This is a genomic window from Halomarina salina, assembly GCF_023074835.1.
In the GTDB taxonomy this organism is placed as follows: Archaea; Halobacteriota; Halobacteria; order Halobacteriales; family Haloarculaceae; genus Halomarina; species Halomarina salina.
The window spans coordinates 144,983-170,137 of record NZ_JALLGW010000003.1 but is presented as its reverse complement, the minus strand read 5'-3'; the positions used below and the strand labels follow the sequence as shown (position 1 = coordinate 170,137).

Here is a 25,155-nt window from a genome sequence, read left to right as displayed (position 1 = left end):
TAGGGTACCAGACGTCGGGTATCCTCGAACGACCGAACTGCGCTGAAAACGTCAGTAGAAGTCATTGCCCAAACTGCTCTGCCGCTTCGAGATGGCGCATATCGATTCAGATTCGTAGCGAATAGTCCAGATTTAGTTCGATACCGACGGTAGAATATGCCAATATTTCGAAATCAAAACAATAAACCGGTTCAAGATTTCAAAAGCATAATTCTGAATGGCGTAGGGTCAATCGTGACTGCGAGCCGTCGGCAGTGCGGAGTATCCGTGTATTGAGTGTCCTAAATCCTATCTGCTACACAGTGCGACCGTGGGCCCGAAGCGCGTCTCGGTCTTGACTGCTGGATTAGAGTGAGTAACTACTTTTAATAATACGAGAGAGGAGGTGTCCCCCGGTACGTCGACGTCGTCGGCGAGCGGTTCGACCAGAGGTGACCGGACATCCGACGTTTTATACGCGTCTGACCGGCTTGATGGGTATGAGCCAGAAGGTGCTGCTCGACGTCGACCCGGGGTGCGACGACGCCGTGATGCTGGCGATGGCGCTCGCCGCACCGGACATCGACGTCGTCGGACTCACGACGGTCGCCGGGAACACGACTGTCGACAACACGACGAGGAACGCGCTCGCCATCCTGGAACTGCTCGACGCCGCGGACGTGCCCGTAGCGCGTGGGGCTGGCCAGCCCATCGTCGGCGAACTGGACACGGCCGAGGAGATACACGGCCCGAACGGCATCCGGGGCGACCTCCCCGACCCGTCGACCGAACCGGTCGACCAGCACGCCGTCGACTTCACGATAGACCGCGCGCGGGAACTCGGGGACGACCTGACCATCCTCGCCGTCGGGCCGATGACCAACCTCGCGACGGCGCTCGTGAAGGAACCGGACCTCCCGTCGCTCGTCGACGACATCTACCTGATGGGCGGGTCGGCGTCCGGTATCGGGAACAAGACGGCGACGGCGGAGGCGAACTTCCACAACGACGCCGTCGCTGCCAAGCGCGTCGTCCGGTCTGCGCGACCCAGGATGGTCGGCCTCGACGCGACGAACAGAGCGACCGTCCCGCTCGACGACCTCGACGAGCTGCTCTCCTCGCCGCCGCCGCTGGACGCGTTCGGCGCGTGGCTCGACTACCCCGAGGAGGTCAGGCAGTTCGGGGAGGGCTCGGACCCGGCGGTCCACGACGCCGCCGTCGTCGCCCACGTACTCGACGACGTGCTCGCGTTCGAACCTGCGCACCTCGACGTCGAGGTGGGCGAGGGGCCGTTCCACGGCGCCGTCGCCTGCGACCGTCGCGACGAGGTGGGGAAGGAGCCGAACGCCGAGGTCGCGGTCGACATCGACGTCGAGGGGTTCCGTGCGCTCGTGGACCGGACGATAGAACGACTGCGGGGCTGACACACACTCTCTCACTGTCGGTCGGCGCTCGGGTGCGACGTGGGGCGCTCTCGCTCTTCTCCTCGGTCACCGACTGGGTGACTCGTCACAAGCTATATTCGGCCGCCTTCGGTAGGCGTGCCATGGTTGCCCAGGACCCGTCTCGCGAGTCCCGCCTGGTCGTATCGCCGGGGAACATCGAACTCGGTCGCGGTGCCGTCGAGACGCTCGGCGAGTACGCGACGACGTACGGTCGGAAGGTGCTCCTCGTCGCCTCTGAAGAGATATACGCCATCCACGGCGAGACCGTCGAGTCCGTCCTCGACGAGGCCGGTGTGGAGACCGTCGTCTACGACGAGGTCAGGCCGGACCCGACCGTCGAGAACATCGAGTCGGCGCACGCGCTGTACCGCGACGAGGACTGCGACGTTATCGTGACGCTCGGTGGCGGGTCGTCGATAGACACGGGGAAGGGCGTCGGCATCCTCGCGACCAACGACGGCGAGATACGCGACTTCGGCGTCGACGTCGCGGGCTACGAGGGCGTCCCGAACCCGACGCCGCCGCTCGTCGCGGTCAACACCACGACGGGGACCGGCAGCGAGGCGACGCGCTCGGTCGTCGTGAGCGACGAGTCGACGTCGACGAAGTTCCTCATCGTCTCGAAGAACGTCGTTCCGACCGTCGCCATCGAGGACCCGGAACTGACGCTCTCGCTCCCGCAGAGCCACACCGCGTTCACCGGTATCGACGCGCTCACGCACGCGGTCGAGGCGTACGTCTCCGTCGAGTCCTGGAGCGTCCCGGACGAGTTCGCCACCTCGGCCATCCGGCGGATGTCCCGCGCGCTCCCGAAGGCGTGGGCCGACGGGGAGAACGTCGAGGCGCGGACGGAGACGCTCATCGGCCAGTTGCAGGCGGGGCAGGCGTTCACGAACTCCTCCGTCGCGCTGGTCCACGGGATGGCCCGACCACTGGGGGCGCAGCTCCACATCCCGCACGGCCTCGCGAACGGGTTGCTCCTCCCGTACGTGATGGAGTTCTCGCTGATGGCGGCCCCGGAGGAGTACGCCGACATTGCGCGGGCGATGGGCGTCGCCGACGAGGACGACCCCGACCGGGAGGCTGCCGAGGCCGCCGTCGAGGGCGTCTACCGGCTCTGTGAGGACATCACACTCACCTCCTACCTCGACGACCACGGGACGATTCCCACCCGCGAGGAGTACGCGGACGTCGTCGGCAAGATGGCCCAGGACGCCGTCGACTCCGGGTCGCCCGACAACAACCCCCGGAAGCCGACCGTCGAGGAGATCGAGGAGCTGTTCCTACACGTCTACGACGACGCGCTCGCTCCCGACGCGCCACGCCGGTCCTGACGTGGTTCGCGACCGCGACGACCCCCGCAATCAAACGATTTAACCCCCGACCGCGTGTCCCCGACGTATGCCTTCATCAGCGGAGATGACCGACCTCGACGAGGTTCGCAACTACGTCGACGGCGACTGGACCACGAGTACGGGCGGGGAGCAGTTCGACGTGACCGACCCCGCGACAGGAGAGCGGCTGTCGACCCTCCGGTTCAGTTCCGACGACGAGGTCGACGAGGCCGTCTCGGCGGCCAACGACGCGTTCCAGTCGTGGAAGGAGACGGCCGTCGAGGAGCGCATCCAGCCGCTGTTCAGACTGAAGCAACTGCTCGAAGAGCACCAGGACGACATCGCGCGCACGCTCGTCAGCGAACACGGGAAGACGTTCGGCGAGGCGAAGGGGGAACTCCGACGGGGCATCGAGAACGTCGAGGTGGCCTGTGGCATCCCGAAGATGATGCAGGCCGGGACGCTCTCGAACGCCGCGCCGAACATCGACGAGAGCGCCGTCCGCCAGCCGCTGGGGGTGTTCGCGGCCGTCACGCCGTTCAACTTCCCCGGCATGATTCCGCTCTGGTTCCTCCCCTACGCGGTGGCGACCGGCAACAGCTTCGTCCTGAAGCCCAGCGAGCGCGACCCGCTGACCTCCCAGTACCTGTTCGAGCTCATCGACGAGGCCGGGTTCCCGCCGGGCGTCGTCAGCCTCGTCAACGGCGGCGCGGACACCGTGTCGGCGCTCATCGAACACGACGACGTGGCGGGCATCTCGTTCGTCGGGAGCACGCCCGTCGCCCGCTCCATCTACGAGCAAGCCGCGGCGGCTGGCAAGCGCGTGCAGGCGCAGGGCGGGGCGAAGAACCACGTCATTGTCAGCGACAGCGCCGATATCGAGTTCGCGGCCGCGCAGTCCGTGAGTTCGGCGCTCGCCTGTTCCGGCGAGCGCTGCCTCGCGAACGACGTTATCCTCGTCGACGAGTCGGTGTACGACGAGTTCCGTGACGCGACGCTGGCGGAGATAGAGTCACAGGTGCTCGGGAACGGTCTCGACGAGGAGACGACCATCGGCCCGCTCATCACCGAGGAGCACGAGCAGTCCGTCCGCGACATGGTCCAGACGGGCGTCGACGAGGGCGCGGACCTCGTCTACGACGGCCGCGACCAGACCGTCGAGGAGTACCCGGACGGCAACTTCCTCGGGCCGTGCCTGTTCGAGGACGTGACCCCCGACATGACGCTCGCCCAGGAGGAGATATTCGGCCCCGTCGTCTGTCTCGTCTCGGTGTCGGACCTCGACGAGGCGCTGGAGGTGCTCAACGGGAGTCGGTTCGGCAACGCGGCCAGCCTGTTCACCGAGAGCGGCCGCGACGCCCGCCGGTTCAAGCAGGAGGCGGAGGCCGGCAACCTCGCCATCAACGCCGGGACGGCCGCGCCGATGGCGTTCTTCCACTTCGGCGGGATGAAGGAGTCGTTCTTCGGCGACCTGCACGCCCAGGGCGAGGACATGATCCACTTCTACACGGACAAGAAGATCACAATCGAGCGCTGGGACTACTGAGTCCACCGTTCGACGCTCCCTCAGAGTGCGGGGCCCGACCGTCGCTGCTCTCGTGACTCCCCTCGGCACCCTTCGGTTCACGCTCGGCGTCTCGAATCGGTGTGAAAGATTATGTGTGGCACACCTGATACGGGAGTCATGACATCGACTCCGGAGTACAGTGTGCACGTCGACCTCGACGTGATGGTCGAGATGCGCGACGGGACGCGGCTGGCGACGGACGTGTTCCGTCCGGCGGACCCCGGGACGGGCGAGCCGCTCGACGAACCGGTTCCCGCCCTGCTCGAACGGACGCCGTACGACAAGCGGGGCAACCTCCAGCGCCACGGCGAGTGGTTCGCCGAGCGCGGCTACGCCGTCGCCGTCCAGGACGTCCGCGGCCGGTTCCGGAGCGAGGGCGAGTTCTACATCTTCGTGAACGAACCCGAGGACGGCCACGACACGGTCGAGTGGCTGGCCGAGCAGCCCTACTGCGACGGCCAGGTCGGGACGCTCGGGTCGTCGTACGGCGCTTGGGTCCAGTCCGGGCTGGCGACGCAGGACCCGCCACACCTCGAAGCGATGTTCGTCAACCAGGGTGCGGCCAACGGCTGGGAGGCGACGTTCCGGCACAACGGCGCGTTCGAACTGCGCTGGCTCTGCTGGGCGTTCGTCCACGGCAGCGGGTTCGCCAAGCGCGCGCTGGAGGACCCCGACCTCCAGACGATGCTGGCGAACGTCGACACCCGCGACCTGCTGGCCGACGGCCCGGTCCGGAAGGGAGAGTCGCCACTGCGGCACCTCCCGAACTACGAGGAGTGGGCGTTCGACGTCATGACGACCGACGGGACGGACGAACTCTGGCAGCGACCCGGACTCAACTTCGAGGCGCACTACGAGGAGAGCGCCGACGTCCCGACGGTGTACGCCGGGGCGTGGTACGACTCGTACGCGAAGGCGACCTGCGACAACTTCGAGGCGCTCGCCGAGCGGAAGGAGAGCGACCACTTCCTCGTGATGGGACCGTGGACCCACGGCTGGGAGGCGTACCCGCTGCCGTCCTGGAAGAAGACGTACTCGGGGGAACTGGAGTTCGGCCCGGAGTCGACCATCGACTACCAGACCCTCCGCCTCCGCTTCTTCGACCACTACCTGAAGGGCCGGGACACCTGGACCGACCAGCCGACCGTCCAGTACTGGCAGATGGGTACCGGGGACGGCCGGAAGACGGGCGAAGGGCGACTGTTCCACGGCGGCGAGTGGCGGACGGCCGACGAATGGCCCCTGCCGGACACCGAGTTCACGCGGTACTACGCCCATCCAAATGGCCGCCTCTCGCCCGAGGAACCGGCCGTCGACGTCGCCTCGACGACGTACCGGTTCGATCCGTCGAATCCAGTTCCTACCGTCGGCGGGAACTGTTCGTCGTACGCCGCGTTCGAGCAGCGCGACGAGCCGCTGCTGGAGTATCCGCTCTCCGAGCGCAAGAAGCTCAACATCACCGGGAGCGGCGGCTACGACCAGCGAACGCGTCCCGACACGTTCGGGGCGGAGGCGCCGTACGGCCCGCTCGAACGCCGGAGCGACGTGCTCGTCTACCGGACGCCACCGCTGGAGGAGGCCGTCGAGATAACGGGTCCCATCACCGTCCGCGTCCACGCCGAGACGGACGCGCCGGACACCGACTTCACCGCGAAACTCCTCGACGAGTACCCGCCCTCGAAAGAGTTCCCGCAGGGGTTCGCGGCGAACCTCTCGGACTCCATCTGTCGCGCACGCTACCGCGGCTACCGGACCGAACCTGACTTCGTGGAACCCGACACCGTCTACGAGTTCGAGATGGAGCCGTACCCGACGGCGAACGTGTTCGAGGCGGGCCACTCGATTCGCCTCGACGTCTCCTCCTCGAACTTCCCGCGGTACGACGTGAACGACAACACCGGTGGGTCGCTGTACGGTGGCCGCGACCGTCGAGTCGCTCACAACACGGTGTACCACTGCCGGGAGTATCCGACGCACGTCGAACTGCCGGTTCGGTCTGTCGTCGGTCGGGAGTAGGTCCGTCGCTCTGTCGTGGGCCGTCGTCGGGCGGACGGATAGATTTACCACGCGGTGCTTCGAGGTGAGCCTATGCGTACCGGACCGCTCCTGACGTCGCTACCGACCGACGACGGACGACCACCGACGCGACGATACCGATGAGTCAGAACAAGATACTCGACGGCGTCACCGTCCTCGACCTCTCCACGTTCGTCACCGGGGGGTTCTGCTCGGCGATGCTCGCGAACCAGGGCGCGGACGTGGTCAAGGTCGAACGCCCCGGCGTCGGCGACGACAACCGCCACTCCGGCCCGCCGTTCATCGAGGGCGAGTCGCCGTACTTCTGGACCATCAACTACGGGAAGCGGAGCCTCGAACTCGACCTGAAGAACCCGGAGGCGCTCGACGCGCTCTACGACCTCGTCGAGTCGGCCGACGTGTTCGTCCAGAACTACCGCCCCGGCACGGCCGAGCGCCTCGGCGTCGACTACGACACCCTCCGCGAACGGAACGACGATATCGTCTACCTCGCCATCTCGGCGTTCGGGCAGACCGGCCCCTGGCGCGAACGGCCGGGCTACGACCTGCTCGTCCAGGGGATGAGCGGCATCATGAGCGTGACCGGCGAGGAGGGTCGCCAGCCCGCGAAGGTCGGGTTGCCGATGACCGACCTCATCACCGCGATGTGGGGGGCGTTCGGCGTCGTCGGCGCGCTCTACCGGCGGGACCGGACGGGCGAGGGCGAGTACATCGACCTCGGGATGCTCGACGCGACGCTCCCGTGGCTCACGAAGCAGGCGGGGAAGGTGTTCGCCGACGAGTCACCGGGACGGATGGGGACGCGCGACCCGGTGCTGGCTCCCTACCAGACGTTCGAGACGGCGGACGGCTACATCAACGTCGCCTGCCTGAACCAGAAGCTCTGGTACGGCCTCTGCGAGGCGCTCGACCGCCCGGACCTCGCCGCCGACGAGCGGTTCGAGACGAACGCCGACCGCGTCGAGCACATGGACGAACTGGAGACCGAACTCCAGTCCACGTTCCGCGAGCGGTCCACCGACGAGTGGATGGAGATAATCGTCGAGGACGCCGGTATCCCCGCCGGGCCAGTGTACGACGTCGAGGACGCGCTGGACAACCCGCAGACCAACGCCCGCGGGATGGTGACCGAACTCGACCACCCGGACCTCGGGTCGGTGCCGGTCATCGAACACCCGCTCAACTTCGCGCACGCGGAGAGCGGGTTCGAGAGTCCGCCGCCGCTGCTCGGCGAACACAACCGCGAGGTGTTCGAGGACCTCGGCCTCTCGGAGTCGGCCATCGACGAACTGGCGGAGGCGGGCGTCTTCGGCGACGACGAATCGAGCGACTAACCGACCGCGACCATCCGTTCTCCGTCCAGGTCGGCCTCCCTGCTCAGCAGTCGAGCAGGTCGCACAGGTCGTCGAGCGAGTCGACGACGAGCGACGGGTCGCTTCCGAACGCCGTCCACTCGCCGCCCGTGCGGTTCAGCCAGACGCCCTGCATCCCGGCGTTCGTCGCTCCCTGGACGTCCATCCAGTGGGCCGTGACGTGCGCGACGGACTCCACCGTCCCGTCGAGGCGCGTGGCGGCGTGGTCGTAGAGTTCTCGCGACGGCTTGAACGTCCGAATCTCGTCGGCGCTGACGCACTCGCTCACCGTCTCTCCGACGCCGAGCGACTCGACCAGCGAGTCGAGCATCGCCGGGTCGCCGTTCGAGAGGATGGCCGGCCCGTACCCGGCGTTAGCGAGTCGCTCGAAGGCGGGGGCGACGTCGGGGTACGGTTCGAGGCGGTGGTAGACGTCGTTCAGCTCGGCGGTGTCCACCTCGTCGGGGTCTACTCCCTCCGTCCGGAGGGCGTCGCGCAACCCCATCTCGTGCAGGTCGTCGTACGTCTCGTACTCGTCGAGGTCGCCCGCGACGACCGAGAAGAACAGCGCGTTCTCCCGCCAGCGGGCCGCGACGGCGTCCGGGTCGTCGACGACTCCGTCGAGCACCGACGCGGCCACGCTCGTGTCGACGAGCGTGCCGTAGGAGTCGAACGTCACCCGCTCGACGCGGTCCGGGTCGAAAGTCGAGTCCATGGACGTACTCCCCCGGCTGGCGTGATAATAGTTCACAGTGGCGGGACGTCGTTCGCGGCGGTGGCGGTTCGCGGCGGCTCGCCGCGACGACGGTCGCGACACTGGTGACACCGACGACGTCCCACCGACAGCTAAATAACTGCGCGTAGTAGCTCCCGACGATGCGTATTGGGCAATTCAGCGGTTCGGACGCGGAGACGCCGTGGTGTGGCGCGCTACTGGACGAGGAGACGGTGGTCGATCTCCACACGGCGGGCATGGAGGCCGGAATCGATATCCCCAGGGGGACGGCCGCCCTGCTCGACCAGTGGAACTGGGAGGAGAAGGCCTCGCTCGCGGTCGAGTTCGCCGAGGAGGCGGGTGTCGCACAGCACGACCGCGACTCGCTGGAGAGACACGAACCGGTGTCGGACCCGGAGAAGATCGTCTGCGTCGGCCTGAACTACCGCGACCACGCCGAGGAGGGGGACAACCCCATCCCCGACGAACCGGTGCTGTTCTCGAAGTTCCCGACCACGCTCGTCGGACCGGGCGACGACGTCGTCTGGGACCCGAGCTACGCCGAGCAGGTCGACTACGAGGCGGAACTCGTCGTCGTCGTCGGCCGGGAGGCGCGGGACGTCTCGGCGGACGAGGCGCTCGACCACGTCGCGGGCGTCACGGTCGGCAACGACGTCTCGGCGCGCGACCTCCAGCACGGCGACGGCCAGTGGGTCCGGGGGAAGAGCCTCGACACGTTCGCGCCGACCGGTCCGGACCTCGTGACGCTCGACGACATCGACGACCCCCACGACCTCGACATCTGGACGGAGGTGAACGGCGACCGGGTCCAGGACTCGACGACGGCGAACCTCATCTTCGGCCTCGACGAACTCGTCTCCTTCTGCAGTCGCGCGTTCACGCTGAAACCGGGCGACCTGATATTCACCGGGACGCCCCCGGGCGTGGGCGTCTACCGGGAGCCACAGGTGCTGCTCGACGACGGCGACAGCGTGACCGTCGGTATCGAAGGTGTGGGAGAGCTGACGAACGGCTGTCGACACCGCTGAACGGCGCTCGGCACCGCTAGCTCGACTGCCACTCTCGGCCCCTCGCTTCTAGGTCCCTCAGTCGAGACCGAACACGTCGCGCGGGTTCTCCAGCACGACCTGCCGGATGGTGTCCTCGTCGATGCCCTGTCGGTAGAGTTCGAGGATGCTGCGTTTGACGGAGAACACGTCCGTCTTGAGGATGTTCGCGCAGTCCGTGTCCATCATGACGCGGTCGGGCCCGTACTCCTCGATGGTGTTCGCGACGTCGGTCGCGTCGATGCCGGTCAGCCACGGGTAGCCGACCGTGAAGCTGACGTGGCAGTCGGTCTCCTCCAGCAGGTACTCGACGTTGTTCGTGTCGGCGTGGGAGGCGACGATGCGGTCCTCGGGTAGGCCGGCGTCGGCGGCCACCTCGACGTCTATCTTCACCGACTCCAGCGCCGGGTTCTCGCCGGTCAGGACCGGCTCCTGGACGAGCGACGTGTTGCTCTCGTAGCCCGGCAGCCCGATTCCCGACCGGTACTCCGGCCCCGAGTCGGTCCCGACGTTCGGCGTGTGGAGGATGACCGGCAGGTCCTCGTCGGCGGCGAGTTCCATCTGCGACCCGACGACCGCTCGCTGCTCGTCCAGGGCCCACGACTCGGCGTGCTGGGCGGGCGTGATGCCCGTCTCGCCGATGGCGACGACGTCGTCGAGGCGGCTGTACTCGGCCATCCGGTCGAGCAGCGTGTCGGGGTCCTCGATGCGGACGCCGGTGTGGACGCCCAGTGCGAGGTTCGCGTCGAAGAGGTGGTCGCGCTCGATGGCCCGCTTCCTGTTGATGACGTCGTCCCAGAGGAACTGGACGTCCTCGGCGGCGACGGGCTTGTACGGCGTCCAGTGGTAGCCCGACGCGACCATCACCATCGCCGCACAGCCCGACAGCGAGTAGCGCTCGCGGTCCTCCCACGACAGCGTGTGGGCGTGGTTGTGACAGTCGACCCACGGCAGGTTGAGGAGCGACGTCGGCGGGTCGAACCGGTCGGCGTCGAGGTACGACTCGTCCGTCGGTCGGCGAGTCGGGTACTCGGCTGGCTGCTGTGACATACTGGCCCATCGGCGGCTGGTATCTTGAAGCTTGGTTCGGGCGAACCGCCCGACGACCGCTCACCCCGTGAGAAACCGGAGTGCGAAGACTCGAGAAGTGGGAAGCGCGGGAACGGGGGCTGGCCGTACTCAGTCGGCCCGAACCGCTTCGAGGACGGTGCTGCCGTTCAGGAACACCGAGTCGGTGTCCCGCGCGTAGGACTTCGCGCTGGACCGTGAGAGCGCACCGCCGGTCTCGTCGTCGAGCATCTCGCAGACGACGACCGCCGGCGGGACGTCGGCGAGGTCCGCGAGCGCGATGCCGAGTTCGGTGTGGCCCTGCCGGTCGTCGAGGAGGCCCGGTGCGGCCCGCAGCAGGTGGACGTGGCCCGGCGTGTCGAACTCCCCGGCGAAGTCCGCCGCCGCGGGGTTGCGGGCCGCCGCGCCGAGTTCGGCGATGGTACGTGCTCGGTCGTTGTCGACGACGCCCGTGAACGTCTCGCGGTGGTTCACCGTCAGCGAGAACGACGAGCGGTCGTCGTACTGGATGTCAGTCGTCCGTCCGGCGGGGTGGTCGACTGCGTCGTGGAGGAACGGGAGGTCGAACGTCTCCGCCACGTCGTGGGAGAGCGCCACGCAGATGAGGCCGCCGGCGTCGTTGCGCATCCGCGCCACGTCAGACGGCGTGACGGCGTGTGCGGGGTACACCAGGTCCACCTCGTTCTCCCGGTCGGCGTCGTCGTGGACGAGCACCGGTTCCCCGTGGCCGAACGCCTCGATGGCGTCGTCGAGGGTCTCCCGAATCTCCTTCTGGGGGTAGCTGTAACTGTCCGGTAGTAGCGTATCACTCCACACGTCCGCTCACCTCGGTCCGTATCGGTGCGACCGAAACCATGCTAGGTAGCCGTTGGCACGAATGATAAGCGTTGTCCCGGCGCGGGTCGGCTCCGAGTCGAGGGTCCTCGTTCAGTCCGTCGACCGGTTCGGCGTCTCCTGTTCCTCGCGCGAGGCGACGCGAATCGACACCCGGTCGTCGTCGCTCAGGTCGAACCGGTCTCGCAGCTTCACCGGCGAGACCAGTTCTATCGTCGACGCGTCGTGGTCGGTCCGCCGAGGGACGATGGCGTGTACCCGGACCGAGGCGTCCACGGAGACGAGCGTGGTCGGATAGCAGTCGACCGCGCCGAACGACCGGCCGTCCTCGCTCCACCCCTCGATGGTGACCGACTGGAGTGTCGCGAACTGGTCGGCCACCGAGCGGGAGAGCGCGAGGTTCAGCGTGCCGGGGAACGGCTCGTACCCGAGCTTCTCCTCGAACTGCCGCGCGTACCCCGGTAGCGCGACGAACTCCTCGCCACGGCCGAGACCGCTCGTCACTGCCCCTTCTACCGTGAACGTCACGCGTCGACACCTCCTGCTCCCGAACCGCGGCCGTTCGTCCGCTCCGTTGCCGCCTCCCCCGACGCGGGAGACGTGCGGTCGTGCGGGGTCACTCCGCGAGCGCGTCGCGCAGGTCGCCTGCGGCGTCGTCGAACGCCTCGGCGGAGCGCTCGAAGCCGAACGGTGCGACCCCCATCTGGACGAACGCGTGGATGACGTCGTCGTAGTGGTGGTGGGTCACCGCGACGCCGGCGTCTTCCAGTCGCTCGGCGTACGCGACGCCCTGGTCGCGAAGCGGGTCGAAGCCCGCCGTCACGACCGTCGCCGGGGGCAGGTCCTCGAAGTCGGCCGCGAGGAGCGGCGAGGCGTAGACGTTCATCGCGTCGATCTCGTGCTCGAAGTACTGCTCGTCGAACCACGCCAGGTCCTCGGCGGTGATGAAGTAGCCCTCGCCGTTCTCCTCGGCGGACGGCCAGTCCAGGTGCGGCGACACGGTCGGGTAGAGGAGCAACTGGTACCGGAGGTCGGGACCGCCCCGGTCGCGGGCCATGTGCGCGACGACGGCCGCGAGGTTCCCCCCGGCGGAGTCGCCAGCGACGGCGAGTCTGCTGGCGTCACCGCCGAACTCGTCTGCGTTCTCCGCGACCCACTCGGTCGCGGTGTAGGCGTCCTCGACCGCCGCCGGGAAGGGGTCCTCCGGTGCCAGACGGTAGTCGACGGCGACGACTGCTACCCCGGTGTCGTTCGCCAGCACCCGACACAGTTCGTCGTGACTCTCCAGATTCCCCGAGACGAACCCGCCGCCGTGGAAGAACATCGTCACCGGGAACGGCCCGTCGCCCTCCGGGACGTAGATTCGAATCGGTAGCTCTCCCCCTTCACCCGGTATCGTCCGGTCGACGACCTCCCCGACGGGAGTCGGCTCCTCCACCGAGAAGACGCCTACGGTCATCCCCCGGACCTCCTCCATCGGCATCTCGTGGAAGGCCGGCGCGTCCTCGGTCTCGTCGATGAACGCCTGAATCTCGGGATGTGGCTCTTGTGCACGCATCACACCCAACGAGGGACCTCGTTCGTTAAATATGTTCAGGTGGGACGGTTCGAGGGTTCGTCACAGCGGCGCCGATATCTCGACGGCGTAGTCGTCGGGGTCCGAGACGATGGCCATCCGACGACCCCAGTCGACGTCCGTCGGCGCGAGGCGAACGTCCTCGTCGGGGACCGCCTCGCACACTTCGTCGACCGCGTCCGGGCCGTCCACCTCGATGGCGACGATGACGCCACGACCGCGTTCGTCGCCGGGGTCGTCCAGGCCGAACGCGTCGAGCACGTCGGGTTCGAAGTCCGATTCGAGGACGAGCGTCGCCTGCCCGGTGTCGAACTCGACGTTGCCGTCGGCCTCCCGGTCGACCGCCAACCCGACGGTGTCCCGGTAGAACGCGGTCGACTCCTCCAGCTCCGTGACCATCAGCAGCGACTGGTGCAACGACGGTGGCATGTACTGTCACGCTTCGACCGCCGCCGAGTAAGAGGTTTCGACCGGGCGTGCCGTGGCTCGAGTAGCCACTGCGTGCCGAAAAGGGAGGTCGGGTTACGACTCGGGGTTCACGCCGCCTATCTCGTCGACCTCTGGTTTGACCTCCTCGGCGTACAGCTGGAGGCTCTTCCGGATCTTCCAGTCCGGCAGGTCGCCGAAGTGGAACTGCCCGACGATGCGGCCGAACCCGCCGACGACCTCGTACTGCCGTTTCAGCTCCTCGACGACGTACTCCGGGGTGCCGACGATGGTCTCGCCGTAGTCCTGGAACTTCTCGAAGTCGTAGTTGTACGCGAGTTCGCCGTGCGGGTGGAGTTCGTCGACGTACGTATCCCACTTGTCGGGGTCCCACGGCTGGTCGCCCATCATGCCCGCGGTCACGCCGATGTGGACGCCGGCGGTGAGCGTCCGGTAGAACTTCCGGAGGTGCGGCTCGGCCTCCTCGCGGGCCTTCTCCATCGAGTCGGCGACGTAGATGGCGCGCATCGTCGAGAAGTGCTCGTCGCCCGGCGTCCAGCCGTACTCGTCGGCGTACCCCCGGTACTCGTCGAACTTCTCGGCGATGGTCTCGACGGGCTGGAAGACGAGGCCGATTGGTATCTGCTTGTTCGCGGCGAACCGCAGCGACTCCTCGCTCTCGGCGGGCATCCAGAGCCGCGGGTGGGGGTCCTGGTACGGCTTCGGCCAGATGTTGACCTGCTCGTACTGGAAGTGCTCGCCGTCCCAGTCGAACGGCTCGTCGGCGGTCCACGCCTTCACGATGAGGTCCCAGGCCTCCTCGAAGCGACTCCGGGACTCCTCCATCGGGATGCCGTACGCCAGGTACTCGCTCGGGATGCCCCGCGGGAACCCGCTGATGATGTTCCCCTCGGTGATGTTGTCGAGCATCGCGAGTTCCTCGGCGAGTCGAATCGGGTTCTCGCGCAGGGCGGGCAGGTTCCCGAAGAACGCGATGGTCGTGTCGCCGACCCGACCCGCGAGGTTCGCGGCCGTGATGTTCGGACTGGGCTGGAGACCGTACGCGTTGTAGTGGTGTTCGTTGACCGCGACGCCGTCGAATCCGAGCTCCGCGGCGTACTCGAGCTGACCGAGGTAGTCGTCGTAGTACTTCGCTCCCTTCTCGGGGTCGTAGTCGTACTCCGCCCACGGCCAGGCCGCGTGACGCTCGTCTATCTCCTCGACATCCTGATACGGCATCAGGTGGAACGCAAAGGTTTCCATGTGGTCACAATCCGCACGGTGTTACTTAATTGTACGTACTCCCGCGGGGGCTGGCGAACAGTGGTCGTTCAGCACCACCGATACGTTACCCGCGTTCGGGTCGTCGACTGTCTCGCCCCTGGATAGCTCTTCCGGGGGACTCGCTCGGCGGAATCGTTACCTTCCCGCGACACTGTTGCACCCCCATGGCCGAGACCACTGCCGACGACATCGACCGCAAAGCCATCGTCCTCGACTACTTCCGGCGTCTGGACCGGGGCGACGACTTCCTCGACCTGTTCGCCGAGGACGCGAGGGTGTTCTATCCGAAGTGGGGCGTCGCGACCGGTCACGACGAGATCGGCGCCATGTTCGGCGACGTCGGGTCGACGGTGAACGCGATGGCCCACGACTACGAGACGTTCAACTACGTCATCGACGGCGACGTGGTCGTCGTCGAAGGGACCAGCACCGGCGAGTCCGCGGACGGCGTCGAGTGGCGGCCGGACGGAACCCCCGGTGGGGGACGCTGGTGTGACGTGTTCGAGGTGCGCGACGACCGCATCCAGCGTCTGTTCATCTACCTCGACCCGGACTACGCCGGGGCGGACACCGACCGGTACCCCTGGCTCTGAGTCCCGTCGGGTCCGGACGACCGCCACCGTACGGAACTGGACCCTATGTTTTATGTGGTGTTCAGCGAAACGCCAAGCCATGTTAACGGTCAGCAATGTGACCAAGCGGTTCGGGGGGCTCACCGCCGTCGACTCGGTCGACTTCACCATCGACGACCGGGAGGTCGTCGGACTCATCGGTCCGAACGGGGCCGGGAAGACCACGCTGTTCAACACCATCGCCGGGGTCTACCCTGCTGACGAGGGGTCGATAACGTTCGACGGCACGGAACTCGTCGGGCGGAAACCCCACCAGGTCGCCCGCCTCGGCATCGCCCGCACGTTCCAGACGGCCCGGACGTTCAACGAGTCGACGGTCCTCGACAACGTCCTGACGGGAGCCGTCTTCGGGAAGGACGACGCGGCCTCCCTCGACGAGGAGCGCGAGGCGGCCTGGGAGTACCTGGAGTTCATCGGCCTGGAGGACCAGGCGCACAACCTGGCGAGCGAGTTGACGCTCGCCGACCGCAAGCAACTCGAACTGGCGAAGGGGCTCGCGTCGAAGCCGCGGCTCATCCTGGTCGACGAGATCGGGAGCGGGCTGACCCCGTCGGAGATTCAGGACCTCTCCCGGACGCTCCAGCGCGTCCGCTCGGAGCTCGGCGTCTCCGTCTTCTGGATCGAGCACGTGATGGACGCCATCATGTCCGCCACCGACCGCATCATCGTCCTCAACCAGGGGGCGAAGATCGCCGACGCGACGCCAGCGGAGGTCCGACAGGACCCGCACGTCGCGGAGGCGTACCTGGGCGGGGTGGAGGCCTCGTCATGATCACCGTCCGGGACCTCGACGTCCACTACGGCGACCTCCAGGTGCTCTGGGACGTCTCGCTCGACGTTCGAGACGACGACTCGGTCGTCGTCATCGTCGGGCCGAACGGGGCGGGGAAAACGACGCTCCTGAAGACGCTCTCGGGCGTCCTGACGCCGACCGACGGCGAGATACGGCTGTTCGACACGCCGACGTCGACGCTGTCGGCAAGCGACATCGTCCGCCGGGGGTTCGTCCACGTCCCCGAGAAGCGCAACCTGTTCGGCGACCTCTCGGTGTACGAGAACCTCCGGATGGGGTCGTACACCCAGCGCGACGACTTCGAGGCGACACGGCAGGAGGTCGTCGAGATGTTCCCGGTCCTCGAAGAGCGCCGCGACCAGAAGGCGAGCACGCTCAGCGGTGGCGAACAGCAGATGCTCGCCATCGGCCGGGGGCTGATGGCCAAACCGAAGGTGCTCGCCCTGGACGAGCCCTCGGGAGCGCTCGCACCCCAGTTGGCCGAACGCGTGTTCCAGAAGATAGACACCATCAGCGACGACGTCACGGTCATCCTCGTCGAACAGCACGTCGACCAGGCGCTGGGGCTCGCCGACCGCGCCTACCTCCTGGAGAACGGGCGCATCGCCACCGAGGGGACCGGCCGGGAGCTCCTGGAGAGCGAACACGTCCGGGAGAGCTACCTCAGCGGCTAGCCGTTCGTCGGGAGACCACCGCTCCGCCGACAGTACGCGTTCGAGACGTGTTCGTGCCCGTTTCAGTTCCGTTATCTTATAACACGAAAAATTAAACAAACTATAAATATCTCCGTATACCCGGTAGGGGATAGTGGTAATGACTCGCAAGCCCACAGCAGTCACGAAGAGACGTAACTTCCTGAAAGCGACCGGTGCCGGTGTGACAGCCACGCTCGCTGCCGGCTGTCTCACCGACCTGACGAGCGGCGGCGGCGGTGATGGCAACGGGAGCGGTGACGGCAGCCCCATCGTCATCTCGGCGCTCGAACCGCTCTCCGGCCCGTTCTCGGTCTACGGCCCTCGACATCGGGCCGGAGCGGAGTTCGCAGCCAAGCAGATCAACGACGAGGGCGGCGTCCGCGACCGGCAGATCCGCATCCGGACGGTCGACACCGCGTCGAACGCGCAGGACGCCGTGAGCGCGTTCACCGAGGCGGTCGAGCAGAACGACGCCGTCGCCGGTATCGGTCCCGGAGCTTCCGAGGTGGGTATCCGGGTCGGCGACGTCGCCGAGCAGAAGGAGGTCCCGCTCTACCTCCACGCGGCCGGTGCCGTGGCGGTCGTCCCGAAAGAAGCACGCTACACGTTCCGGACGGCGCTCCCGGCCACCCCTACCGTCGGCCGTGCGCAGGCCCAACTCGTCGAGGACCGCGGGTACACGGAGATCGGCCTCATCTACGAGGACGGCGTCTGGGGCGACGAGTACGGGGCGGCCGTCGAGGAGTACTTCCCTGACGACATCAACATCACCAGCGACAGCGCGCCCATCCCGCAGACGGACTTCGTCCCGCAGCTTCGGAACTTCCCGGACGACATCGAGGTGTTCCTCGGCACCGCCCACCCGGCGGGTGTGAGCTCCCTCTACCCGCAGATGTACGAGATCGGGCTGGAGCCGGACCTGTTCCTCGGTGCCATCACGCCGATGGAGGCCGACTACAACGCCATGGGCGACAACATCGGCCAGTCGTTCGCCTCGTTCAACCTCACCGACATGTACAGCGACAAGTACGCCGAGCAAGCGTCGGCGTTCAACGAGGACAGCGAGTTCGGGGGGCTGTTCGACCACGCACAGGTCGCGGGCTACACCGCGGTGCAGTTGGTCGCCCAGTCCATCGAGGAGGCCGGGTCGACGGACCCGACGGACATCGCGGAGGCCACCCGGACGGGGAGCTTCGACCTGCTGTACGCGAGTCCCCTGGAGTACACTGAGTGGGGCGAACCGAAGAACACCGTCCAGATCTACAACGGCTTCGACGTCGAGAGCTCACCCGAGTTCTGGTCCGACGGCGCGTTCGCCCCTGTCGAGGAGTTCCGGACGGACCCGCTCCCGGCGTTCGAACCGGGCTCGCTCGACCTCAACTGAGCGCCGAGTCGGCCCCGTCTCTTCTCGCTCTCTCCTCTCCCCGCCAGCGCCGCTGCTCACACCTCGTCTGGTGGTGGAGCAGCGAACTCCCCGTCGTCGAACTCGATGGGCGCTGGCTCCCGGACGACGCGGAGGTCGGAGCGCTCCCGTGCCGCCTCGACGAGCGCTTCCGAGGCGTACAGCCGGTTCAGGTGCATCGTGTCGGTCGCCCGGAGGACGCGGACGGACTCGGGGTCGACGACTCCGATGGTCGACAGCGAGGCGACGAGTCCGGCGCGGTCCGTCTCGACGACGGGCGGGAGTCGAACCCCCCGCGTCGTGCTCGCCGTGATAGCGTTGATGAGCGACTTCGAGGCGTCGATGGCCTCGTAGAGGTCGCGGTGGACGAAGTCGGCCGAGCCGACGCCCATCGCGTTCCCCTTCGTCGTCTCGGTGAGCGAGCGGACGTAGATGCGCTTCACGTCCGGCGCGTCCGGTTCGGGCTCGTTGATGGCGAACGGGCGGCGACCGATGACGTTCGTGTCGATGCCCTGCCCGCTGATGTCCTTGCCCTGCCGGTCGAAGACGACCACGTCCACCTCGTCGAACGGGAGCTTCGGCATGACCTCGTAGGCCGTCTCCAGCAGCTCGCGCTCCCGGTCGAGGAACCCCGACGGCGGGATGCCTTCGAGGATGGTCGTCTCGTCGCGCTGGTCCTCGACGATGGCGACGCCGCCGACGATGGGGAGTGCGTCGAGGAGCTGCGTCGTTATCTCGGGGATCATGTTCCGGAAGCTCCAGTCGACGGCCCAGTCGTGGGCGACTTTCGCGCCGCGCTGTTTTCCGAGGCCGATGACGATCATCTTCGACAGGCCGCTCTCGACGCTCCCGTCGAAGTCGGTGTGGGGCTTGACGCGGTTGACGGGGACGATGGCGTCGGCCTCGGCGGCGACGGCGTCGAAGTACAGCGGGACGCCACGCTCGGGCGTCTCGCCGACCTGCACGACGTCCATGCTCGACCTGACCTCGCAGTCGACCCGCTCCTCGGTGACGCCGAGTGCGGCGAGTTTCTCGCGCTGGCCCTCGGCCGTCGCTCCGCCGTGGCTCCCCATCGCCGGGACGACGATGGGCTCGAACCCCAGGTCGCGGACGCCCTCGACGACGCCAGCGACGATGGTCGGCAGGTTGGCGATGCCGCGACTCCCGACCCCGAGGGCGACGGTGCCGCCGTCGGGGACGTCGTCGAACGGGAGCGAGCGGACTGCCTCCGCCGCTCGTTCGGCGAGGTCGGCCTCCGGAATCGGGTCGCGTTCCCACACCTGCTCTATCAGCCCCATCGCTGGCAGCGGCGTCTCGCCGCAGGTGTCCTCGACGACGCGTTCGGGGACGGTCAGGTCGGGTAGCTCTGGCATGGCTCGGCGGTAGGTGAGGGGCCGATAAATAGCCTCGTGGTGGCGAGCGGGCGGTGATGGTGGTGCTGGCAGGCCCGGTGTGCGGTCACGAGTCAGCTACCTCGGGCGACCGAGACGCGTCACTCGGCCGCCGTCACGAACCGGGGCGTAAGTTCACCACCCGGCGTTTGATGTTGTACCGTTCGAGGTGGCTGTCGACGAACGGGACGACGCCGTCCCGGAAGTAGAGGAACAGGAAGATGAGCAGGACGCCGAAGATGATGGAGCGGTACTCGGCGAAGTTCCTGAGCTGCTGGTCGAGGAGGATGATGACGAACGCGCCGACGAGCGGGCCGTACATCGTCCGCAGTCCGCCGACGATGAGCATGATGAGGATGAGCACGTCGATGGAGTTGAACGAGAACAGCCGCGGCGTCGCGTACCCCGCCAACTGCGCGAAGAACGGCCCCGTGAGCCCCATGACGAACGTCGCGGTGAACCCGGCGATGGTCTTGTACCGGACCACGTCGAGACCGGCGGACTCGGCCGCCACCTCGTCCTGTCGGATCATGTCGAACGCCAGCCCGTACTTCGAGTTCATCAGGAACTGGTAGAACACCATGAGACCGAGGAGGAGCGCCCCCAGGACGTAGAAGAGGACGACGTTCGGACTCACCCCGAGCGCCTCCTCTAGCTGTTCGATACGGAGGCCGGTGAAGGTCAGTCCCGTCACCCCACCAGTGATGGCCCGCTGGCTGTTGATGAGCTCGATGATGGAGAACTGCAGGGCCAGCGTGAGGATGGAGATGACGATGACCGTCAGTTCGCGGATGGCGGCCACGTAACAGACGAGCGCACCGATGAGCGCCGCGACGACGGCTCCGAAGAGGAGCGTCAGCCACGGCGAGACGCCGAGGGCCTCGGCGGAGAGCGCGGTGGTGTACGCGCCGATGCCCGTGACGGCGCCGGTGAACAGGAGCAGCTGGTCGGTGTGGCCGAAGACGATGTTGAGGGAGATGGTGAGGATGGCGTACAGCGCCATCAGGATGAAGATGCGGGAGATGTAGGTCACGCTCTCGCTGAAGAACAGCGGCGGGATGAGCAGGAGGACGACCGCGACGGGCGCGATGCGGCGGAGGTCCCAGTTCATTGGATACCCTCCGGTTTGGCGAGGAGGACCACGATAGCCGCCCCGAACAGCGCGATGGTCGAGATGTACGACCCCAGGAACGCGCTGATGAACGTCGTCAGGATGCCCAGCAGGATACCGGCGACGACGACGCCGAGGATGCTCGTCACGCCGCCGACGATGGAGACGATGACCGCGGTGATGGTGAGGTCGAACGAGTCGGAGACTCCGGCCTCGAACGAGAGGCCGTAGAGGATGCCCGCGAACGCGGCGATACCGATGCTCAGTACGAAGACGAGCGACCGCATCCGGCCCGTGTCGATGCCACAGAGCGTCGCCCCCGTCTCGTCCTGCATGATTGTCCGCGTGGCCATCCCGGTGTACGTCCGACTGAAGAACAGGTACATCGCCAGCAGCGTCACCAGCGAGAGGGCGATGATGGTGACCGAACTCCCCCGGACGACCGTCCCGAACAGGTTGTACGACGAGAACTCCATCGGTATCGAGAACAGCCCCGAGTACTCCAGCGAGAGCACCCCCTGGAGGAGGATGGAGAGGCCGAGCGTCGTGAAGATGCCCAGCAGGAGTCGGTCGTCGCCCTCCGACCGGTAGACGAGCCTGAACAGCGTCTGTTCGGTCGTCAACCCGAGCGCCGCCGTCGCCACGACGGCGATGACCACCGCGGCGACGAGGGGGACCGCTCCGGCCAGTTCGAAGACGATGAGCAGTGCGATGACGCAGAACACGCCGAGCGCCAGGTTCAGGATACCGCCGAGCCCGAACACCAGTGTGATTCCGAGGCCGAGCATCGCGTAGAGGAGACCGATGCTCAGCCCATCGACCAGTAATGCCCCGATACGGGACAGTTGGGCAACTATCATGGACATTCGCTTGAGTCCTGTGCGGACTGGTTTCTTATAGGTTTTGGTGAGGGCAGACCGCAACTGGGCTCAGACGGCGCTCTCAGAACCGCTCGGAGGCGACGTCGGCCGGTAGTGATATTCTCACGCACGGCACCGCGCTCTCTCGTGCACGCTCCCGCTTCGTTGGGTCGTCTCCCGTCCTCGGCGGCGCACGGCTGCGCTACTGGTGCTGACGGTCGCTCGTCGTCCGCCGGTGGCTCACTCCGGGCCGAACCCCTCTATCTCGACGTCGTCGAGGTCGACGCCCGCGTCGGTCAGCGCCGCTCTGGCCTCCTCGACGAACCCGCGGAACCCGAACACGTACGTCTGGACCCCGTCGACGTCGAGCGACCCGACCGCCGAGGCCAGGTCGTCCGAGAGGACGACCGTCGCTCCCGCTTCCTCCAGCGCCGTCAGCCGGCGACCGTGCGGTGGTTCGCTGCCACCGTAGACGACCGTCGCCTCGTGCCCCGTGTCGAGCGCTCGCTCGGCGATACCGACCGCCGGGCCGATACCCGGTCCACCTGCCAGCACGAGGACGTCGCCGTCGTCGGTGTACTGGACGTCGCCGAACGGTCCCTCGACGGTGACGTCGTCGCCTAGCGTCCGCCCTCCCAGCCACGGGCCGAGCGTCCCGTCGGGGTCGACGGCCACGGTCATCTCGAACGTCTCGCCGACCGTCGGCGAGGAGATGGTGTAGTACCCCGACTCCTCCTCGCCGTCGACGGTCGCCCGTACCAGGACGAACTGACCAGGCCGGGCCTCGAACCCGGCCGGTGTCTCGACCTCGATGGCAATCGTGTCGGTCCCGACGGTCTCCAGCCTCGTGATGCTCGACTCGGGCATGTCCACCACACCTGCCGAGTCGGTAATAAAGGTATCCACGCTCTCGGTGTTGCCTGGCGCCCACGCGGTCTCGTCCCCCCGACCGGAGCTTTGATATCGGGTCGTGGTAACTGTGCGCACATGTCGGACCTGAGTGGAAAGACGGCAATCGTCACCGGCGGTGCCAGCGGTATCGGGCGCGGAATAACACTGACACTCGCGGAGAAGGGGGCGGACGTGGTCGTCGCCGACCTGAACGACCAGCCACGGACGCCGGACACGACGCCGACGCTGGAGGCGGTCGACGACGAGACGGACTCGCGGGGCCTGTTCGTCGAGTGCGACGTGACGGACTACGACGACCTCGTCGGAGCGGTCGACGAGGCCGAGGCGTTCGGCGGCGTCGACGTGATGGTGAACAACGCGGGCATCGTCCACTCGGTGGAGTTCTTCGAGACGACCGACGAGGACTTCGACACGCTCGTCGACGTGAACCTGAAGGGGGCGTACTACGGCTGTCAGGCCGCCGGCGAACGGATGCTGGAGAACGGCGGCGGCTCCATCGTCAACGTCGCGAGCACCGCGGCCGACCAGGGGTTCGTCGAACCGGGCTCTATCCTCTACTGCGCCGCGAAAGGTGGCGTGAAGTCGATGACCTACGCCATCGCGGACCTCCTCGGGCCGGAGGTGCGCGTCAACGCCGTCCAGCCGGGGTTCACAGACGAGACCGGACTCGCCGAGAACCACGACCCCGAGGCCGCGACGGCGCGGGCCGAGGAGACGGTGATGGAGCGACTCGGGACGCCCAGGGACGTCGGGAACGTCACCGCGTTCCTCGCCAGCGACCAGGCGTCGTACGTCACCGCGGAGTCCATCCTCGTCGACGGTGGGTGGGTGAACATCGGTGGGCCGTAGTCTGCCGTGGCCCCACCGGCGCGTCGTACCACCGACCGGAGAGTTATAATAGACGGACTGATACCAAGGCGCATGGGCAACGCAGCGTGTCGAGTAGCGTCGGCGTTCGGGAGGGTCCCGTAGATGCCGGAGCTAGTCGAGATGGACCGGGCGATAGCGGAGACGGTCGAGGACGGCCAGAGCCTCTATCTGGGCGGGTTCACCCACCTCATCCCGTTCGCGGCCGGCCACGAGATAATCCGACAGGGACGACGGGACCTGACGCTCGTCAGGGCGACGCCGGACCTCGTCTACGACCAGATGATAGCGGCTGGCTGTGCGAGCGCGGTCACCTTCTCGTGGGCGGGGAACCCAGGCGTCGGGAGCCTGCGGGCGTTCCGTCGCGCAGTGGAGGAGGGCGTCCCGAACGAACTCGCCCTCGAGGAGTACTCGCACTTCGGCCTCGTCACCCGCCTCGCGGCGGGCGCACAGGACCTTCCGTTCCTTCCGCTCCGGACGTACGTCGGGTCGAGCTACCCCGAGCACACCGACGGCATCCGGACCGTCGAGAACCCCTACGACGACGGCCCGCCCGAGATTCCGGTCGTTCCGCCGCTGAATCCGGACATAGCGGTCGTCAGGGCACAGCGGGCCGACGCGGACGGCAACGGACAGCTCTGGGGTATCGTCGGCGAGATGGTCGAGGCCGCCTTCGCGGCCGACACCGTCGTCCTGAGCGTCGAGGAGATCGTCGACTCGGACGTGATTCGGAGCGACCCGAACCGGACGCTGATACCGGGGACGGTGGTCGACTACGTCGTCGAGGAACCGTACGGCTCCCACCCGTCGTACGCGCAGGGCTACTACGACCGGGACAACGACGCCTACCTCGACTGGGACCAGCAGTCGGAGTCCCACGAGACGACCGTCGAGTGGCTCGACGAGTGGGTGTACGGCGTCGACAGTCGACGGGAGTACCTCGCGAAACTGGGTACCGAGCGGTTCCTCGACCTGCAGCCACGGTCGAACTACGGGACGCCCATCGACATGGGGGAGTACTGAGATGACGGACTACACCGACACCGAACTGATGGTCAGCCGAGCGGCGACGGAACTGGAGAACGGCGACACGACGCTGGTCGGCGTCGGCGTCCCGAACCTCGCGTGCAACCTCGCGAAGCGGACGCACGCCCCCGACCTGGAGATGGTGTACGAGTCGGGGACCATCGACTCCAACCCCTCGAAACTGCCGCTGTCCATCGGGGACCCGGTGCTCGCGACGAACGCCCGCAGCATCGTCCCGATGGTACAGGGCTTCGGCTACTACCTGCAGTCCGGTCGCATCGACGTCGGGTTCCTCGGCGGTGCACAGATCGACCGGCACGGCAACATAAACTCGACGGTCATCGGGGAGTACGACGACCCGACCGTCCGACTCCCGGGGAGCGGCGGGGCCTGCGAGATAGCGAGCAACACCCACCGTACCATCGTCATCACGCCACACAGCGAGCGCCGCTTTCCCGAGGAGGTGGACTTCGTGACGAGTCCGGGCTACGTCGGGGGTCGTCAGAACCGAAAGGACCTCGGTCTCAGAGGCGGCCCCGAGGCGGTCATCACGGACATGGCGGTGATGCGGTTCGACGACGAGGGCGAGATGTACGTCGAGTCGCTCCATCCCGGCGTCGAGCGTGAGGCGGTCCAGGACGCGACCGGCTGGGACCTCCAGTTCGCGTCGGACCTGGAGACGACCGACCCCCCGACGGACCGGGAGGTCGCGCTCATCCGAAACGAACTCGACCCAGACGGCATCTACACCGGGTAGCCGGCTGTCCCGAGCGATAGCCCTC

24 protein-coding genes are annotated in these 25,155 nt (G+C 67.2%); 13 read left to right on the top strand and 11 right to left on the bottom strand.

Features of this window, described 5'->3' with window-relative positions; genetic code table 11:
- Positions 1 to 479 precede the first annotated feature (479 nt).
- The 5 genes from MX571_RS20095 (at position 480) to MX571_RS20075 (ending at position 7,696) form a co-directional block, all read left to right on the top strand.
- Positions 480 to 1,403, top strand: a complete 924-nt coding sequence (locus tag MX571_RS20095) for a nucleoside hydrolase (RefSeq protein ID WP_247420698.1) — start codon at positions 480 to 482, stop codon at positions 1,401 to 1,403.
- 122 nt (positions 1,404 to 1,525) lie between these two features.
- On the top strand, positions 1,526 to 2,758 hold the full coding sequence (locus MX571_RS20090; protein ID WP_247420697.1) for an iron-containing alcohol dehydrogenase: 1,233 nt from the start codon (positions 1,526 to 1,528) through the stop codon (positions 2,756 to 2,758).
- Positions 2,759 to 2,825: 67 nt separating this feature from the next.
- Positions 2,826 to 4,304, top strand: coding sequence for a CoA-acylating methylmalonate-semialdehyde dehydrogenase (locus MX571_RS20085; RefSeq protein ID WP_247420695.1), 1,479 nt, complete (start codon positions 2,826 to 2,828; stop codon positions 4,302 to 4,304).
- Positions 4,305 to 4,442: 138 nt separating this feature from the next.
- Entirely contained in the window at positions 4,443 to 6,341 is a 1,899-nt protein-coding gene (locus MX571_RS20080) for a CocE/NonD family hydrolase (protein WP_247420692.1), read from the top strand.
- Between the two features lie 140 nt (positions 6,342 to 6,481).
- A complete protein-coding gene (locus MX571_RS20075) occupies positions 6,482 to 7,696 on the top strand; it encodes a CaiB/BaiF CoA transferase family protein (protein ID WP_247420684.1) in 1,215 nt (404 codons plus the stop codon).
- Between the two features lie 43 nt (positions 7,697 to 7,739).
- On the opposite strand, the gene MX571_RS20070 is transcribed toward MX571_RS20075, so the two are convergent.
- Positions 7,740 to 8,429 (bottom strand): haloacid dehalogenase type II, encoded by a 690-nt coding sequence (locus MX571_RS20070; RefSeq protein ID WP_247420681.1) that lies wholly within the window; start codon positions 8,427 to 8,429, stop codon positions 7,740 to 7,742.
- Between the two features lie 161 nt (positions 8,430 to 8,590).
- Here MX571_RS20070 and MX571_RS20065 point away from each other — a divergent pair, with 161 nt between their 5' ends.
- The gene (locus MX571_RS20065) at positions 8,591 to 9,478 is read left to right on the top strand and encodes a fumarylacetoacetate hydrolase family protein (RefSeq protein ID WP_247420678.1); all 888 of its coding nucleotides are present in this window, start codon (positions 8,591 to 8,593) and stop codon (positions 9,476 to 9,478) included.
- A gap of 57 nt (positions 9,479 to 9,535) precedes the next feature.
- On the opposite strand, the gene MX571_RS20060 is transcribed toward MX571_RS20065, so the two are convergent.
- From MX571_RS20060 to MX571_RS20035, 6 genes are all read right to left on the bottom strand, one after another.
- Positions 9,536 to 10,546: a TatD family hydrolase gene (locus MX571_RS20060; protein WP_247420675.1), complete on the bottom strand. Its 1,011-nt coding sequence runs from the start codon at positions 10,544 to 10,546 to the stop codon at positions 9,536 to 9,538.
- A 129-nt stretch (positions 10,547 to 10,675) separates the two neighbouring features.
- Positions 10,676 to 11,380 (bottom strand): 3,4-dihydroxy-2-butanone-4-phosphate synthase, encoded by a 705-nt coding sequence (gene ribB / locus MX571_RS20055; RefSeq protein WP_368409080.1) that lies wholly within the window; start codon positions 11,378 to 11,380, stop codon positions 10,676 to 10,678.
- A 111-nt stretch (positions 11,381 to 11,491) separates the two neighbouring features.
- Entirely contained in the window at positions 11,492 to 11,926 is a 435-nt protein-coding gene (locus MX571_RS20050) for a DUF120 domain-containing protein (RefSeq protein WP_247420673.1), read from the bottom strand.
- Between the two features lie 88 nt (positions 11,927 to 12,014).
- Complete coding sequence (gene lipP1 / locus MX571_RS20045; RefSeq protein ID WP_247420670.1) at positions 12,015 to 12,956, bottom strand: LipP1 family hormone-sensitive lipase; 942 nt, start codon at positions 12,954 to 12,956, stop codon at positions 12,015 to 12,017.
- Positions 12,957 to 13,016: 60 nt separating this feature from the next.
- On the bottom strand, positions 13,017 to 13,403 hold the full coding sequence (locus tag MX571_RS20040) for a VOC family protein (RefSeq protein ID WP_247420667.1): 387 nt from the start codon (positions 13,401 to 13,403) through the stop codon (positions 13,017 to 13,019).
- A gap of 93 nt (positions 13,404 to 13,496) precedes the next feature.
- On the bottom strand, positions 13,497 to 14,663 hold the full coding sequence (locus MX571_RS20035) for an LLM class flavin-dependent oxidoreductase (RefSeq protein ID WP_247420664.1): 1,167 nt from the start codon (positions 14,661 to 14,663) through the stop codon (positions 13,497 to 13,499).
- A 185-nt stretch (positions 14,664 to 14,848) separates the two neighbouring features.
- Here MX571_RS20035 and MX571_RS20030 point away from each other — a divergent pair, with 185 nt between their 5' ends.
- The 4 genes from MX571_RS20030 to MX571_RS20015 all read left to right on the top strand — a co-directional run bounded on the left by MX571_RS20030 (position 14,849) and on the right by MX571_RS20015 (position 18,188).
- Positions 14,849 to 15,277, top strand: a complete 429-nt coding sequence (locus tag MX571_RS20030) for a nuclear transport factor 2 family protein (RefSeq protein WP_247420661.1) — start codon at positions 14,849 to 14,851, stop codon at positions 15,275 to 15,277.
- Positions 15,278 to 15,356: 79 nt separating this feature from the next.
- Positions 15,357 to 16,088 carry an ABC transporter ATP-binding protein gene (locus MX571_RS20025; RefSeq protein ID WP_247420657.1) on the top strand — a complete coding sequence of 244 codons (732 nt, stop codon included), beginning with the start codon at positions 15,357 to 15,359 and terminating at the stop codon, positions 16,086 to 16,088.
- Positions 16,085 to 16,783 (top strand): ABC transporter ATP-binding protein, encoded by a 699-nt coding sequence (locus tag MX571_RS20020; protein ID WP_247420655.1) that lies wholly within the window; start codon positions 16,085 to 16,087, stop codon positions 16,781 to 16,783. Before MX571_RS20025 ends, MX571_RS20020 begins: the two co-directional genes overlap by 4 nt.
- 202 nt (positions 16,784 to 16,985) lie before the next feature.
- Positions 16,986 to 18,188, top strand: coding sequence for an ABC transporter substrate-binding protein (locus tag MX571_RS20015; protein WP_247420652.1), 1,203 nt, complete (start codon positions 16,986 to 16,988; stop codon positions 18,186 to 18,188).
- A gap of 56 nt (positions 18,189 to 18,244) precedes the next feature.
- Here MX571_RS20015 and MX571_RS20010 read toward each other — a convergent pair whose 3' ends face one another.
- The 4 genes from MX571_RS20010 to MX571_RS19995 form a co-directional block, all read right to left on the bottom strand.
- Complete coding sequence (locus MX571_RS20010; RefSeq protein ID WP_247420650.1) at positions 18,245 to 19,579, bottom strand: nickel pincer cofactor-dependent isomerase, group 22; 1,335 nt, start codon at positions 19,577 to 19,579, stop codon at positions 18,245 to 18,247.
- 133 nt (positions 19,580 to 19,712) lie between these two features.
- On the bottom strand, positions 19,713 to 20,708 hold the full coding sequence (locus tag MX571_RS20005; RefSeq protein WP_247420648.1) for a branched-chain amino acid ABC transporter permease: 996 nt from the start codon (positions 20,706 to 20,708) through the stop codon (positions 19,713 to 19,715).
- On the bottom strand, positions 20,705 to 21,568 hold the full coding sequence (locus MX571_RS20000) for a branched-chain amino acid ABC transporter permease (RefSeq protein ID WP_247420645.1): 864 nt from the start codon (positions 21,566 to 21,568) through the stop codon (positions 20,705 to 20,707). The genes MX571_RS20005 and MX571_RS20000 overlap by 4 nt, the downstream gene beginning before the upstream one ends.
- Positions 21,569 to 21,808: 240 nt before the next feature.
- Complete coding sequence (locus MX571_RS19995; protein WP_247420643.1) at positions 21,809 to 22,435, bottom strand: FAD-dependent oxidoreductase; 627 nt, start codon at positions 22,433 to 22,435, stop codon at positions 21,809 to 21,811.
- Between the two features lie 120 nt (positions 22,436 to 22,555).
- Here MX571_RS19995 and MX571_RS19990 point away from each other — a divergent pair, with 120 nt between their 5' ends.
- The 3 genes from MX571_RS19990 (at position 22,556) to MX571_RS19980 (ending at position 25,130) form a co-directional block, all read left to right on the top strand.
- Positions 22,556 to 23,329 (top strand): SDR family NAD(P)-dependent oxidoreductase, encoded by a 774-nt coding sequence (locus MX571_RS19990; RefSeq protein WP_247420641.1) that lies wholly within the window; start codon positions 22,556 to 22,558, stop codon positions 23,327 to 23,329.
- A gap of 123 nt (positions 23,330 to 23,452) precedes the next feature.
- Positions 23,453 to 24,370, top strand: a complete 918-nt coding sequence (locus tag MX571_RS19985; RefSeq protein ID WP_247420639.1) for a CoA transferase subunit A — start codon at positions 23,453 to 23,455, stop codon at positions 24,368 to 24,370.
- A gap of 1 nt (position 24,371) precedes the next feature.
- Positions 24,372 to 25,130, top strand: a complete 759-nt coding sequence (locus tag MX571_RS19980; RefSeq protein ID WP_247420636.1) for a CoA-transferase subunit beta — start codon at positions 24,372 to 24,374, stop codon at positions 25,128 to 25,130.
- The last annotated feature ends 25 nt before the right edge of the window (positions 25,131 to 25,155 follow it).

Excerpts from the sequence above, each read along its gene's own strand:
- MX571_RS20060 (WP_247420675.1), bottom strand. The coding sequence starts at position 10,546 with ATGTCACAGCAGCCAGCCGAGTACCCGACTCGCCGACCGACGGACGAG.
- MX571_RS20065 (WP_247420678.1), top strand. The coding sequence starts at position 8,591 with ATGCGTATTGGGCAATTCAGCGGTTCGGACGCGGAGACGCCGTGGTGT.
- MX571_RS20020 (WP_247420655.1), top strand. The coding sequence starts at position 16,085 with ATGATCACCGTCCGGGACCTCGACGTCCACTACGGCGACCTCCAGGTG.
- MX571_RS20080 (WP_247420692.1), top strand. The coding sequence starts at position 4,443 with ATGACATCGACTCCGGAGTACAGTGTGCACGTCGACCTCGACGTGATG.
- MX571_RS20025 (WP_247420657.1), top strand. The coding sequence starts at position 15,357 with ATGTTAACGGTCAGCAATGTGACCAAGCGGTTCGGGGGGCTCACCGCC.
- MX571_RS19985 (WP_247420639.1), top strand. The coding sequence starts at position 23,453 with ATGCCGGAGCTAGTCGAGATGGACCGGGCGATAGCGGAGACGGTCGAG.
- MX571_RS20000 (WP_247420645.1), bottom strand. The coding sequence starts at position 21,568 with ATGATAGTTGCCCAACTGTCCCGTATCGGGGCATTACTGGTCGATGGG.
- MX571_RS19980 (WP_247420636.1), top strand. The coding sequence starts at position 24,372 with ATGACGGACTACACCGACACCGAACTGATGGTCAGCCGAGCGGCGACG.
- MX571_RS20040 (WP_247420667.1), bottom strand. The coding sequence starts at position 13,403 with ATGCCACCGTCGTTGCACCAGTCGCTGCTGATGGTCACGGAGCTGGAG.
- MX571_RS20035 (WP_247420664.1), bottom strand. The coding sequence starts at position 14,663 with ATGGAAACCTTTGCGTTCCACCTGATGCCGTATCAGGATGTCGAGGAG.
- MX571_RS20070 (WP_247420681.1), bottom strand. The coding sequence starts at position 8,429 with ATGGACTCGACTTTCGACCCGGACCGCGTCGAGCGGGTGACGTTCGAC.
- MX571_RS20085 (WP_247420695.1), top strand. The coding sequence starts at position 2,826 with ATGCCTTCATCAGCGGAGATGACCGACCTCGACGAGGTTCGCAACTAC.
- MX571_RS20090 (WP_247420697.1), top strand. The coding sequence starts at position 1,526 with ATGGTTGCCCAGGACCCGTCTCGCGAGTCCCGCCTGGTCGTATCGCCG.
- MX571_RS20030 (WP_247420661.1), top strand. The coding sequence starts at position 14,849 with ATGGCCGAGACCACTGCCGACGACATCGACCGCAAAGCCATCGTCCTC.
- MX571_RS19990 (WP_247420641.1), top strand. The coding sequence starts at position 22,556 with ATGTCGGACCTGAGTGGAAAGACGGCAATCGTCACCGGCGGTGCCAGC.
- MX571_RS20075 (WP_247420684.1), top strand. The coding sequence starts at position 6,482 with ATGAGTCAGAACAAGATACTCGACGGCGTCACCGTCCTCGACCTCTCC.
- MX571_RS20010 (WP_247420650.1), bottom strand. The coding sequence starts at position 19,579 with ATGCCAGAGCTACCCGACCTGACCGTCCCCGAACGCGTCGTCGAGGAC.
- lipP1 (WP_247420670.1), bottom strand. The coding sequence starts at position 12,956 with ATGCGTGCACAAGAGCCACATCCCGAGATTCAGGCGTTCATCGACGAG.
- MX571_RS19995 (WP_247420643.1), bottom strand. The coding sequence starts at position 22,435 with ATGCCCGAGTCGAGCATCACGAGGCTGGAGACCGTCGGGACCGACACG.
- MX571_RS20005 (WP_247420648.1), bottom strand. The coding sequence starts at position 20,708 with ATGAACTGGGACCTCCGCCGCATCGCGCCCGTCGCGGTCGTCCTCCTG.
- MX571_RS20095 (WP_247420698.1), top strand. The coding sequence starts at position 480 with ATGAGCCAGAAGGTGCTGCTCGACGTCGACCCGGGGTGCGACGACGCC.